The sequence below is a fragment of the Acinetobacter corruptisaponis genome, assembly GCF_030053775.1.
GTDB classification, from domain to species: Bacteria; Pseudomonadota; Gammaproteobacteria; order Pseudomonadales; family Moraxellaceae; genus Acinetobacter; species Acinetobacter corruptisaponis.
Map to the genome: position 1 here is coordinate 171090 of NZ_CP125669.1, position 12147 is coordinate 183236.

13 protein-coding genes and 1 riboswitch are annotated in these 12147 nt (G+C 42.0%); of the genes, 7 read left to right on the forward strand and 6 right to left on the reverse strand.

The window, feature by feature from the left end; all coding sequences use genetic code 11:
* Window positions 1-60 precede the first annotated feature (60 nt).
* Window positions 61-288, forward strand: coding sequence for a type II toxin-antitoxin system VapB family antitoxin (gene vapB, locus QLH32_RS00780; RefSeq protein ID WP_283267603.1), 228 nt, complete (start codon window positions 61-63; stop codon window positions 286-288).
* A complete protein-coding gene (vapC, locus tag QLH32_RS00785; RefSeq protein ID WP_283267604.1) occupies window positions 289-690 on the forward strand; it encodes a type II toxin-antitoxin system tRNA(fMet)-specific endonuclease VapC in 402 nt (133 codons plus the stop codon).
* A 41-nt stretch (window positions 691-731) separates the two neighbouring features.
* Here the strand turns inward: vapC and dapC are convergent, their stop codons facing one another.
* From dapC to QLH32_RS00805, 4 genes are all read right to left on the reverse strand, one after another.
* Complete coding sequence (dapC, locus tag QLH32_RS00790; RefSeq protein WP_283267605.1) at window positions 732-1901, reverse strand: succinyldiaminopimelate transaminase; 1170 nt, start codon at window positions 1899-1901, stop codon at window positions 732-734.
* A gap of 63 nt (window positions 1902-1964) precedes the next feature.
* A complete protein-coding gene (glnD, locus tag QLH32_RS00795) occupies window positions 1965-4628 on the reverse strand; it encodes a [protein-PII] uridylyltransferase (protein ID WP_283267606.1) in 2664 nt (887 codons plus the stop codon).
* Window positions 4629-4683: 55 nt separating this feature from the next.
* A complete protein-coding gene (gene purT / locus QLH32_RS00800; protein ID WP_283269385.1) occupies window positions 4684-5901 on the reverse strand; it encodes a formate-dependent phosphoribosylglycinamide formyltransferase in 1218 nt (405 codons plus the stop codon).
* Window positions 5902-6021: 120 nt separating this feature from the next.
* A complete protein-coding gene (locus QLH32_RS00805; RefSeq protein ID WP_267979242.1) occupies window positions 6022-6411 on the reverse strand; it encodes a tautomerase family protein in 390 nt (129 codons plus the stop codon).
* Window positions 6412-6505: 94 nt separating this feature from the next.
* Here QLH32_RS00805 and QLH32_RS00810 point away from each other — a divergent pair, with 94 nt between their 5' ends.
* On the forward strand, window positions 6506-6970 hold the full coding sequence (locus QLH32_RS00810; protein ID WP_283267607.1) for a hypothetical protein: 465 nt from the start codon (window positions 6506-6508) through the stop codon (window positions 6968-6970).
* A 55-nt stretch (window positions 6971-7025) separates the two neighbouring features.
* Here the strand turns inward: QLH32_RS00810 and QLH32_RS00815 are convergent, their stop codons facing one another.
* Together QLH32_RS00815 and QLH32_RS00820 are read right to left on the reverse strand one after the other, a co-directional pair.
* The gene (locus QLH32_RS00815; RefSeq protein ID WP_267979244.1) at window positions 7026-7310 is read right to left on the reverse strand and encodes a hypothetical protein; all 285 of its coding nucleotides are present in this window, start codon (window positions 7308-7310) and stop codon (window positions 7026-7028) included.
* A gap of 223 nt (window positions 7311-7533) precedes the next feature.
* A complete protein-coding gene (locus tag QLH32_RS00820; protein ID WP_283267608.1) occupies window positions 7534-8238 on the reverse strand; it encodes a Crp/Fnr family transcriptional regulator in 705 nt (234 codons plus the stop codon).
* A gap of 106 nt (window positions 8239-8344) precedes the next feature.
* Between QLH32_RS00820 and QLH32_RS00825 the strand changes: the two genes are divergently transcribed.
* The 4 genes from QLH32_RS00825 (at window position 8345) to QLH32_RS00840 (ending at window position 12143) form a co-directional block, all read left to right on the forward strand.
* Window positions 8345-8878 carry an Mpo1 family 2-hydroxy fatty acid dioxygenase gene (locus QLH32_RS00825; RefSeq protein WP_283267610.1) on the forward strand — a complete coding sequence of 178 codons (534 nt, stop codon included), beginning with the start codon at window positions 8345-8347 and terminating at the stop codon, window positions 8876-8878.
* A gap of 113 nt (window positions 8879-8991) precedes the next feature.
* Window positions 8992-9567: a hypothetical protein gene (locus tag QLH32_RS00830; RefSeq protein WP_283267611.1), complete on the forward strand. Its 576-nt coding sequence runs from the start codon at window positions 8992-8994 to the stop codon at window positions 9565-9567.
* 194 nt (window positions 9568-9761) lie between these two features.
* Window positions 9762-11018 carry a serine hydroxymethyltransferase gene (gene glyA / locus QLH32_RS00835; protein ID WP_267979248.1) on the forward strand — a complete coding sequence of 419 codons (1257 nt, stop codon included), beginning with the start codon at window positions 9762-9764 and terminating at the stop codon, window positions 11016-11018.
* A gap of 239 nt (window positions 11019-11257) precedes the next feature.
* Window positions 11258-11357: riboswitch (guanidine-I (ykkC/yxkD leader) on the forward strand.
* 48 nt (window positions 11358-11405) lie between these two features.
* Window positions 11406-12143 (forward strand): urea amidolyase associated protein UAAP1, encoded by a 738-nt coding sequence (locus QLH32_RS00840; RefSeq protein ID WP_283267612.1) that lies wholly within the window; start codon window positions 11406-11408, stop codon window positions 12141-12143.
* Window positions 12144-12147: the final 4 nt, after the last annotated feature.

Here is a 12147-nt window from a genome sequence, read left to right on the forward strand (position 1 = left end):
CGTTTGATTTATAAACTATAGAGTATATACTAAATGTATATAGCAGATTGGAGAAGTGGAATGATTACATCTATATTCATGAATAATCGTACACAGGCGGTTCGATTACCAAGTGTCTACCGTTTTTCGGAACAGACACAAAAAGTGTTTGTTCGTCAAATGGGAGTTGAGCGTGTAATTAGCCAAGTAGATCAGGTTTGGGATAGTTTTTTTGATAATCCAGACTTAACTGTGTCTGACGATTTTGAGCGTGGAGAACAGCTCAATAGCGAGCGTGAGTCTTTTTAAATGCTGAAATATATGCTTGATACCAATATCGTTATTTATGTCATAAAACAAAAACCGCCGCAGGTACGAACCAAATTTAATAGCGTTGCCACACAGCTTTGTGTAAGTAGTGTGACTGTTGCCGAATTGATTTATGGTGCTGAAAACAGCCAATACCCTGAAAAGAATCTATACATCGTTGAGAATTTTCTTTCACGGTTGCAGATATTGGATTATGGTCTGGAAGCTGCGATTCAGTATGGAAATATCAAGGCTATTCTTAGAAAAACTGGGCAGCTCATCAGTGATAATGATTTACATATTGCTGCCCACGCGCGAAGTAAAGGTTTGATATTGGTGACCAACAATACGAAAGAGTTTGAACGTGTGCCTGCATTACAGTTAGAAAACTGGGTCGGATGATAAAAATCCCCAAAATATCAAATGAATTTTGGGAATTTTATTTATAAAATCGCTTTCAACCGCTTCACGACTTCTTCGCATTGTGCTAAATCAGCGACAAGTGCCATCCGTACATGATTTTCGCCTGGATTACCCTGTTCGGTATCACGGGAGAGGTAACGGCCTGGCAATACCTTGATATGCGCTTTTTCCATCAACATTTTGGCAAAAGCTTCATCATTATCAACTTTAAGCCAATAATAGAAACCTGCATCTGGTTTTTGTAAGGGCAGTAAATGACCCAGTTCGGACTGGAATAAATCAAACTTGGCACGATATTGCTGACGGTTTTCTTCTACATGCGTTTCATCATTCCACGCTGCAATCGAAGCCAATTGGTGTTGTACAGGCATTGCTGCACCGTGATAGGTACGATATTGCAAATAAGGTTTTAACAGTGCAGCATCACCAGCCACAAAACCTGAGCGCATTCCTGGCAAGTTTGAACGCTTAGACAATGAGTGGAACACGATACAGTTTTTATAGTCGTCACGTCCCAATTCAGCACAAACTTCCAATAGCCCAATTGGTGCCTGATCAAACCACAGTTCTGAATAACATTCATCAGATGCAATCACAAAACCATATTGGTCAGAAAGCGCAATCAGCTTTTTAAACTGTTCTTTTGACAGTACTGTACCTGTTGGATTACCTGGGGTACACACGAATAATAATGCGGTTTTTTCCCAAACTTCGGCAGGCACGGCATCAAAATCGCCGAGATAGCCATTTTCTTCAGTGCAGTTGATAAAATAAGGCTTTGCACCTGCCAACAGCGCAGCACCTTCATAAATCTGGTAAAACGGGTTCGGCATCACGATATAAGGTGCATCTTCACGTTTAATCAATGCCTGAACAAAAGAGAAGATTCCTTCCCGTGTTCCAGAAACAGGCAAAATATGATCTTCCGCACTGATTTGGTTCAGCTTGAAACGATTGCTCAGCCATTGTGCAATACTCTGGCGCAGCTCAGGCAAGCCTTTACTATTTGGATAGGTTGATAAATGCCCAAAATTATCAATAATCGCTTGTTTAACGAACTCAGGTGCTGGATGTTTAGGTTCACCAATTGAAAGTGGAATCAACGGTAAATCGGCAGGTTGTAGCCCTTTAAAAAGCTGGTTTAACTTTTCAAAAGGATAAGGATGCAATAAAGATAAACTTGAGTTCATTGAAACAATTACCAAACTGTAGGGGCGTATTGCCTACGCCCAATGCATTGATGAAAATTGGAATTACGATGGGTTAAAAACCTGATTTGACACTTCATCCAAAGCCGCTTTTAGCGTTTCCGCAAAAGCCTTGACTTCTTCATCTGTAAGCAATACACCATTTTTCTTGGTGACAAAGAAAATATCCTCGGCACGTTCACCCAATGTTGCAATTTTTGCAGAGTGAATGTCCAGACCTTGCAGCATAAACAAGGCACCAATCCGTGCCAGTAAGCCTGGTTGATCCAGTGTCGAGATTTCAACCATATGTTGCTGTAAGGCTGGGTTCAGGACAATATCGACCGTATTCTGCACATCAAAGTGACGTAAATGACGCGGAATACGGCGCTGCATAATACCTGGATATTGGTCTGAATGGCTGAGAGCATCAACCAGCGCCGCTTTAACCTTACGTTCCCGATCAGGATCGGTGAGCAATGTCCCAAAACGGTCCAGCACCAAGTAAGTATCCAGGCTAAATGCAGTGCTTGCGGTGATAATTCGTGCATCCTGAACATCAAGGTTCATACGGTCCAGCACAGCCACAGTGGTTGCAAACAGGTTAGGCTGGTCACGGGTATAAATGAAGATTTGAACCGCATCATCTGCGGCATTACGATGTGCGCGTAATAAAACCAAAGGCTCTGGATTATCGCCGTGCTGTAGAATCGCCTGAGTGTGCCATGCAATCTCATTGGCAGACTCCTTGACAAAATATTCATCCCCCAGCTCTTGCCAGACTTTTTCTACTTCTGCGAGAGAGAAGTCATTGACCAGTAATTCACTGGCTGCAAACTTGGTGTCCTCAATCAGCATCTGATAATCAACTGGACGACCTAAGCCTGAGCGAATCACGTCACGGGCGTAGGTATAGAGCTGGCGCATCAGGGAGGCACGCCATGTATTCCAGAGCTTTGGATTGGTTGCATTAATATCTGCGACAGTCAATGTATAGAGATAATCCAGATGCTCCATGTCGCCGACTTTTTCAGCAAACTCTTTTACTTCGTCAGGATCGGAAATATCTTTTTTCTGTGCAGTCAGTGACATCAGGAGGTGGTTGTTAATCAACCATGCCACCAGTTTGCATTCGCGTTCGGTAAAACCATGTGTGCGGCAGAACTCAATCGCATCAATTGCCCCAAGTTCGCTATGGTCACCGCCACGACCTTTGGCGATGTCATGGAAAATTGCCGCCATATACACAATGTCATGGCGTGCAATACGCTGGAACACTGAGCTGACCACAGGGAAATCCTTGGCAAATTCAGGCTCTTTAAAACGGCTGAGATTACGCAGCAATAACAGGGTATGTGCATCAACCGTATAAATATGGAACAGGTCGTATTGCATCAATCCCATAATCTGCCCGAAAGCAGGAATGTAGTTGCCCAAAACGCCGTACCGTTTCATTGCCACCATCGTATTGTAGAGATGTGGTGAGCGAATGATCGACATAAACAGCGCTTGATGTTCTGGGTTGTCACGGAAACGCTGGTCAATCCGCTTGGCTGCAAGGACCAACAAACGCAAGGTGCGGGCACGGATGCCTGTAATCTCAGGACGGTTTGCCAATAAATAGAATAATTCTAGAATCGCACTGGGTTCTTCAGAGAAAACCTTATGGTGCTGTACTGCAAGCTTGCCATCCACAATTTTAAAACGGTCATTGATCTCTACGATCTGGCGTTCATAGTCAGGCAAACGTGGGGTAATCACCGACTCATTGAAATAGGCAAGTAGCATTTCATTGAGGGTGGAAACCTGTTGGGCAGTGCGGTAATACCGTTTCATGAACTGTTCAACGGCAAAATTGACGTGTTGACCCTCTTCACGAACATAGCCAAACTTTGCTGCAATATCGCGTTGATATTCAAACAATAAACGGTTTTCATCACGTTTTGCCAAGCGATGTAAATGGGTACGGATTTCCCATAGGAAACTTTCCGCTTCTTCAAGTACAGCAAGCTCAAATTCAGTGATAAAACCTAAATGTACAAGGTCATAGATACGGTTGACGCGGAAGTGGCGTTTAGCAATCCAGCCAATCTGGTTGATATCACGAATACCGCCTGGCGCATTTTTAATGTCGGGTTCCAGATTGCTTTCAGTGTTGTTGTGCTGGGCATAGCGCTTGGCTTGCTCAGCCATTTTCGCGTCATAGAACGTTTTATCAGTCCAGGTTTGCGCCACAATACGGCGTGGCCACTTGGCAAGCTGTTCATTGCCTGTGATCAAACGCGCTTCAATCAGGGTGGTGGCAACCGTCAGGTCATTGCTGGCTTGTTCGACGCAGTTTTGAATAGTTCGGACACTGGTGCCAGGCTTGAAATTACCGACATCCCAAAGTGAGGAAATGAAAGCGGAAATCAGCTTACCTTGTTCTTCGCTGATTTCATCCTCTGACAAAATCATGATGTCGGTATCAGAATAGGGTAGCATCTCATGGCGGCCATAACCACCAACCGCAAATAAACCCAACTCGGTCTGGTCTAAACCCGCATGATTCCAAAGAAAAATGAGTGCTTCATCAATGGAGTCAGATCGGGCACTAATCACATCACGAATCGGTTGCCCATTTTCATAACTCTCCTGTAATTGTTTTTCTACATCTGTACGCCATTGGTTAATGGCCTGAATATCATGAAGACTGGTGACGTAGTTTAACAATGGAGAGGTATTGATCATGAAAATGGTTCTTCTATCAAATTCCCTCTTTATAAAAGAGGGATTAAGGGAGATTTTAAGCGTTGGTTTCTACACTCACTTGGTCTGCTGCCTGTTGTGCCAGTTCACGCGCAAGGTCTGTAGTTTCAGCACGTGCAGTTGCAACACCCATACGACGGCGTTTGAAGCCCTCTGGTTTACCAAACAAGCGCAAGTCAGTGTTCGGGTTTGCCAAAGCAAGATTTAAGCCAGAGAAGCTCAGGTTGTTCGCATCAACACCTGCATAGATTACGGCACTGGCTGCCACACTATGACGTGCGGTATTCACAGGCAAACCTAAAATCGCACGGGCATGCAGCTCAAATTCACTCTGGAACTGTGATGCCAAGGTCACTAGACCTGTGTCATGCGGGCGAGGTGAGACCTCACTGAACCAGACCTTATCGCCTTTGATAAATAGCTCTACCCCAAAAATACCACAGCCACCCAAAGCGGTTGTGACTTTATTTGCAATACGTTTTGCTTCCTGCAAGGCCGCTGCCGTCATGGGTTGTGGCTGCCAGCTTTCAACATAGTCGCCTGCATCCTGACGGTGTCCAATTGGATCACAGTAATGGGTTTCGATTTCCCCTGTTTCTGGATTCTTGGCACGAACGGTAAGCAGGGTAATTTCAAAGTCAAAATCAATTTGTGATTCAATGATCACTGTACCCTGATTGACACGACCGCCTTGCATGGCATATTCCCAGGCCGCATCAACCTCATCAAACTTCTTAACACGGGACTGACCCTTGCCAGAAGAGGACATGACGGGTTTAACAAAGTTTGGATAACCAATGTCGTCACAGGCCGCACGGAAGCTTTCCAATGTGCTGGCAAAACGATAGGCTGAAGTTGGCAAGCCCAGTTCTTCCGCAGCCAAACGGCGAATGCCCTCACGGTTCATGGTGAGGTTGACGGCTTTTGCCGATGGAATCACAGTTGCAGTTTGGCTTTGCTCGATTTCAAGCAAAACCTCAGTCGCAATTGCCTCAATTTCAGGAACAATTAAATTCGGTTTAATTTTTTCAATCAGTTGTTTTAATTCAGTTGGATTTGCCATATTCAGGGTATAGGAATAATGGGCAACTTGCATGGCAGGTGCATGGTCATAACGATCAGCTGCATGAACTTCCACACCCAGGCGTTGTAAAGAAATCACCACTTCTTTACCCAGCTCTCCAGAACCTAACAGTAAAACCTTAAATGCAGAAGATTGAAGTGGAGTTCCAAGAGTAACGCTCATGCGAATAATCCTATCCTGATAAATTTGTGTTTAAGCATAGCAGAACTTTCTGCTGAATTAAGCTTAAATTGACACAAAAAACATGGTTTTTGTTAGACAAAAATCCTGCCTTGTATCGTTCTCGCTTATTTAGACATTGACCTGATAGTTCAGTCCCAATTCATCCGCATTTTTACCTCGTATTCCCCAGTTGCATTTCGGTGTTTCAAAAATCGTGATTTCAATATCCTGAGCCGAAATGCCACATTGTTGTTGAATATTGGCAAAGATTGCCTGCACAAAACGCTTTTTGGTTTCTATGCTTCGACCCTCAAACATGGAAATTTCAATAATGATGTAGTTGTCACTACGGTCATCTGGATAGATAAAATCATCTTGTTCCAGGGCAATAAAACGCTGAAACTTCTTTTCCACAGGATAGCTCAGACTTTCAACCAAAGCCTGATGGATGGCCTGGGAAAGCTGATCTCTAAACTGATCTATTGTTTTGCGATGCGCATAGATTTTTATTTGTGACATGAGTGGTTTTATCCATGATAAATAAGTAACAATGATTGAGAATTATTCCCAGATTGACTAGCATAATGCCGAAATATTTCATTGGCGACTTGATATGTCTAATCCAAAAACTCGTGTGGCAATAATCGTATTGTGTAGCACCTTTTTATTGACTGCATGTGGGCAGGGAGACAATCAACCTGAAAAAAAGGTTGAAATCAAACCTGCGCCAAAATTAAACAATGATGCAACCACTTATGCAAATGCGGCGTGGACATTGATTAATGAAATTGACCCAATTGTTTATAATAAACAAGTCTCTGAAATTGAAGAAAAAGTCAGAAAGCCTTTACGCCAGCTCAGCACGGATTGGCGGATCAATGTCAAAATGACCGACTCTGTGACAGAAGGCAAATATGCACTTTGCCGTAAGGCACTGACCAGTCTGGACACATGGGCGCGAGATGTAAAAGATCGTTCATCTAGCCCTGCGCAGAAGCAGGCAGACTATGAACGTGATAAAGCCCAATGTAAGGATGCAATTGATAATCCTGCACTGGGAAATACCTCTCCAAAATAAAATAAGCGGGAAGAAAAATCCCGCTTTGGTGGTTAAAGTCATCAATCAATTAGATCTAGGAGGGTTTGGCTGCTTTATTGGCTTCCGACTTGATTGAATGTGTCGCAGCATTGACCGCTTTATTTGTATTTGATGAGGCCTGCATGGTTTCATGTTTTAGTGTTTGCTTAGTCTGGGCGGTTTCTTTTTTAGCCTTTACAACATGAGCGGCAATACATTTTCCACCTTTGTGGTTGGGGCCTGTGCCACCTTGTAACTGAGTTCCTTTTGGGCAGGCAAATGCGCTGGCACTTAACACGCTAAATAAGCCTGCTGTGAGAAGAGTTGCGACTTTTTTCATAATGATAATCTGCATCGAGATAAGCAATAGTGCTTAGCTTTAATGTAGAACGCTGCCATTAAAAAAAGCAGAATGATTTTGTGAAATATTTTGAGTGCTAGGTGTTGTTTTATAGTGGGAGTTTATATTTTAATTTGCGCTTAAGTTTAGAACGATAATGCAGATATAGTACATTTTTAAATCTCTTAAAATGATAATTGGAATAAATCACGATTGATTTTTGTCATTCTTTTAAATAACCCATTGATGCCAACTTACGTAATTTTTCTAAATCAACCACCTCAATCTTTTTAAAGCCAAGCTGAATGACACCCTGTTTTTCAAATAGGTTCAACTCCTGATTTACGGTCTGTCTGGACACTGTCAGCATATTGGCAAGCTGATCTTGCGAGATTTGAATATTTAAATCCTGTATAAAGGAACGGTTGCCGTATCCCTCCAAAATAAATAACAGGCGTTGAGCTAAACGCTGGGTAATACTTTGGGTTTGAATGGCAATTTGCTCTAAAAACACATAGCGTAGTTTTTGGCTGGTGAGCAATGCAAAATAATACCAATAATAAGGGGAGTGCTCTAATAGTTCAGTGAGTTGCTGGGCAGGAATCTGTAAGACCACACTTTTCTTTAGAGCAATCGCATCATGAGAACGGGGTTGCTTGTCAATCAGAGAAATTTCACCAAACCACATGATGGGTTCTGCAATCGCCGCAATCGCTTCGTTACCATTGACATCAATATAGCCCAGACTAATTGAGCCCTCAAGTACACCATATACACCATCAAAAGGGTCTTGGGCGTTAAAGATAGCTGTATTCTTTTCAATAGTATGCTTTTTTCCATGCTGGATAATAAATTGCTGGAAAGGTTCAGCTAAATGATGAAACCAGGAATTTTGCTGTAACTGTATAATATAGGCTGCGTCTAACACTCAATTTCCTTTGCTAAAAATAAATCCATTTGTCAGCTATATGACAACTTCATTGTGATATTTCTTATAGATTAACAGCATAAACGAATTATATGAGGAATGAGAAATGACAAATCTGGAACGTCTACTCAGCCAATATGCTGCCTATCATTTAGATCGAAACAATATTGTGACCCATTTTGTGGGGATTCCCTTAATTGTTTTTTCAATTTTATGTTTAACCGCCCGTGCTGGGGTGGAAATATCAGGCTTTTCAGTGACACTGGCAATGGTTTTGATTGTCTTGAGTAGCATTTACTATATTTCGCTTGATAAGCTGTTTGGTGTACTCATGCTGATTTTATTTGCACTGGTCTATCCACTTGCAGTGAATATTGCCGCCTTACCAATGTGGAGCTGGTTGGGGGCAAGTATCGGTATTTTTGTGGTGGGTTGGGTATTTCAATTCGTTGGTCATTTCTTCGAAAAGAAAAAACCAGCTTTTGTGGATGACCTGATTGGTCTGGCGATTGGCCCGTTGTTTGTCTTGGCTGAGTTTGTATTCTTACTAGGTTTGCGTAAACCATTACATGAGCGTATTTTAAAGGAAGCACAAATGAAACGTGCGGAAATGGATATGAAAGCCCATACCGTTTCTTAAGGATCGGAATGGCATGAAAATAAAAAGTCGAAATCAATCTAGTTTCGGCTTTTTTATTGAAAAATTGAGTAGGATTGTTGCTCTGAAAATAGATCACTTAGAATTTAAAATAAATGACAGGAATTTATGAATATTGGTCATTGCCTCAACAGTTAGATGCTAAATGCCCAGATTGCCAGCACAAAGCAAGTTTTGAGTTTGCCAAATTGGTACACATTCAACTTAAAAAAGATGTGAGTTATTTTCAACAGCATCCAGCTTTTGAGTATCAGCGTTTTCAGGATAGTTGTGGAGGATACTGGAATGCTGCACTTTATTATCCAAATTTATCACGGAATCTAGAGCAAACTCAGGATTTACCTGAAAATTATGGTGAGAGCGTCTGGAGAACCCGATACTCCTCTATAACCAAAGGAGGTATTATTTGTGAAAGTTGTGGTTATAGGCAGAAGCATGAACTGAATTGGCCGAATGATGCCTATTATATAGTGATGTATAGACAACAACCTTTATGGGCATTTCATCGGGAAGCTGCGTCTGATCTTTATCATTATTTAAATGAAAACCTACGTGATCATAAAAAATATCGTTACTCCTTTTTTCTGTTGCATATTCCCACTATTTTTAAACAGAAAAAGGCAAGGGCTCATGTAACTAAACAATTGTTGAAATTGCTTACTCCTGAATGATCTAAAATCACTTTTTCCATTCCATCCAGATTTTGAACATTTATAGAGGGTTGGCTTGTTTGTCGCATACTCAACGTGAATAAAATTCACGAAGAATTAAATAAATATCAATCTGTGCAATGGCAAACTTCGTGCTACAATACGCACCAATCTTTAGCACGGCTTAAAAGCCCTAATTTATAGGACCCCCGCTAATGTTTGCCAATATCTCTATTGCTGAATTTGATCCAGAAATCGCTCAGGCAATTGCTTCGGAAGGTGAGCGTCAAGAAGCTCATATCGAACTTATTGCATCTGAAAACTATTGCTCTCCAGCAGTGATGGAAGCACAAGGATCAAAACTGACCAACAAATATGCAGAAGGCTATCCTGGCAAACGCTACTATGGCGGTTGTGAATATGTTGATGTCGTAGAACAGCTTGCTATTGATCGTGCCAAAGCATTGTTTGGTGCAGATTATGCAAACGTTCAGCCACATGCGGGTTCTCAGGCAAACTCTGCTGTTTATCTAGCGCTGCTTAACCCAGGCGATACCGTTTTGGGTATGAGCTTGGCACACGGTGGTCACTTGACTCACGGTGCGAAAGTCAGCTTTTCTGGTAAAACCTATAATGCAGTCCAGTATGGTTTAAACCCAGAAACGGGTGAAATTGATTATGAAGAAGTTGAACGTTTGGCTTTAGAGCACAAACCACGCATGATTGTTGCAGGTTTCTCTGCTTATAGCCGTGTTGTTGATTGGCAGCGTTTCCGTGATATCGCAGACAAAGTAGGTGCTTACCTGTTTGTTGATATGGCGCACGTTGCTGGTCTGGTTGCTGCTGGTGTTTACCCTAACCCAGTTCAAATTGCAGACGTTACGACCACGACGACACACAAAACACTTCGTGGTCCACGTTCTGGTTTAATCCTTGCTAAAGCAAACGAAGAAATCGAGAAAAAACTTCAATCAGCTGTTTTCCCTGGTAATCAGGGGGGGCCTTTAATGCATGCGATTGCGGCGAAAGCAATTTGCTTTAAAGAAGCCATGTCTGATGAGTTTAAGACTTATCAACAACAAGTGGTGAAGAATGCTCAGGCAATGGCGGAAGTCTTTATTTCACGTGGTTATGATGTTGTATCTGGTGGTACAGACAACCATCTATTCTTGTTGTCTTTGATCAAGCAAGAAGATGTGACAGGTAAAGATGCTGATGCATGGTTAGGTGCTGCGCATATCACGGTTAACAAAAATGCCGTACCAAATGATCCACGTTCTCCATTTGTGACTTCTGGTATCCGTATTGGTACACCAGCTGTGACCACTCGTGGTTTTGGTGAAGCAGAAGTTCGTGATCTTGCAGGTTGGATCGCTGACATTATCGATAGCAAAGGTAATGAACAAGTGATTGCTGATGTAAAAGCGAAAGTTGAAGCAGTGTGCGCTAAATTTCCAGTATATGCTGCATAATTTGTTTTACTAAGTAAAATTCTAAAAGCACCTCAAACTTCGGTTTGGGGTGTTTTTTTATGCCTGACAATTGATGAACTCATCAAATCCAATGAAGCATTTTATGGCAGTTTGCTTTAAAAAAGTGCCACTTAAACTATTGTTCTATTTCCTTGCCTTATTTTGTTGCCATTTTAGTAATACTTTTCTAAAAAATCGTATTACTAAAATGGCATGTCTTTTGCTTTTATTTAAATAGATTAAAAGTTGTCTAGGGTTCCGATGTGTTTAAGCGCACATGACTGGACCGAGAGAGAACGGTTCGACAGAACTACACGGAGGGATAAAAGCCCGGGAGGATCGGCATTTTGCCATAACGAGGTCAAATCATCCTTAAGGGGTTTTGTTATGCATCCATCTATTTATCATAATAATCAATTACTTTGGCAAGAAAAACTACTCGGTGGTCATCATTGGTCAGGTCGGATTCAGCGTGGGGCAGTGTTGCAACTTGAGGCACTGGGTGCAAATGCCAATGTCTCACTCTATTGTGTCAATGCCGAAGATAAGCTGGAACGCTTCAATATGCCTGATAGTTTAAAGGCACAACATACAGCATTTTTATCTACTGGACATGTGCTGTATTCCGATTTAGGGCGAGTAATGGCATCCATTGTTCAGGATGATCATGGCTGGAATGATGTATTTTGCAGTCCGAGTACGCCTGCACAGATTCAACAGCAATTTGGCATTCAAACTTTTCAGGATGCCCGCAATGACATGTATCAAAGTGGTCTGGATGGCTTGTTGGTTGAGTTTGCCAAGTTTGGTTTAAGACAGGCTGATTTAACCGCCTGCATCAATTTATTTTCCAAAGTTGTTCCTGATGAGAATGGCAAACTGTCCTATGTTCAGGAAGATAAAACCCAGCAAAGCATAGAGTTACGTTTCGAAATGGATTGTTTGCTATTTTTATCGGCTGCACCACATGCGCTGGATACATCTGAAAGTTATCAACCTGCCGATGTTCAACTTCGTTTATTCAAGGCCAATGCCTTAACTGAATCCGATGTATGCCGTGATTCATGTCCTCAAAATCAGCGTGGTTTTGCCAACAATGCCCGCTACTACGCTTTATCTGTTTAATTTT

Excerpts from the sequence above, each read along its gene's own strand:
- vapB (WP_283267603.1), top strand. The coding sequence starts at position 61 with ATGATTACATCTATATTCATGAATAATCGTACACAGGCGGTTCGATTA.
- vapC (WP_283267604.1), top strand. The coding sequence starts at position 289 with ATGCTGAAATATATGCTTGATACCAATATCGTTATTTATGTCATAAAA.
- dapC (WP_283267605.1), bottom strand. The coding sequence starts at position 1,901 with ATGAACTCAAGTTTATCTTTATTGCATCCTTATCCTTTTGAAAAGTTA.
- glnD (WP_283267606.1), bottom strand. The coding sequence starts at position 4,628 with ATGATCAATACCTCTCCATTGTTAAACTACGTCACCAGTCTTCATGAT.
- QLH32_RS00805 (WP_267979242.1), bottom strand. The coding sequence starts at position 6,411 with ATGTCACAAATAAAAATCTATGCGCATCGCAAAACAATAGATCAGTTT.
- QLH32_RS00810 (WP_283267607.1), top strand. The coding sequence starts at position 6,506 with ATGTCTAATCCAAAAACTCGTGTGGCAATAATCGTATTGTGTAGCACC.
- QLH32_RS00815 (WP_267979244.1), bottom strand. The coding sequence starts at position 7,310 with ATGAAAAAAGTCGCAACTCTTCTCACAGCAGGCTTATTTAGCGTGTTA.
- QLH32_RS00825 (WP_283267610.1), top strand. The coding sequence starts at position 8,345 with ATGACAAATCTGGAACGTCTACTCAGCCAATATGCTGCCTATCATTTA.
- QLH32_RS00830 (WP_283267611.1), top strand. The coding sequence starts at position 8,992 with ATGACAGGAATTTATGAATATTGGTCATTGCCTCAACAGTTAGATGCT.
- glyA (WP_267979248.1), top strand. The coding sequence starts at position 9,762 with ATGTTTGCCAATATCTCTATTGCTGAATTTGATCCAGAAATCGCTCAG.
- QLH32_RS00840 (WP_283267612.1), top strand. The coding sequence starts at position 11,406 with ATGCATCCATCTATTTATCATAATAATCAATTACTTTGGCAAGAAAAA.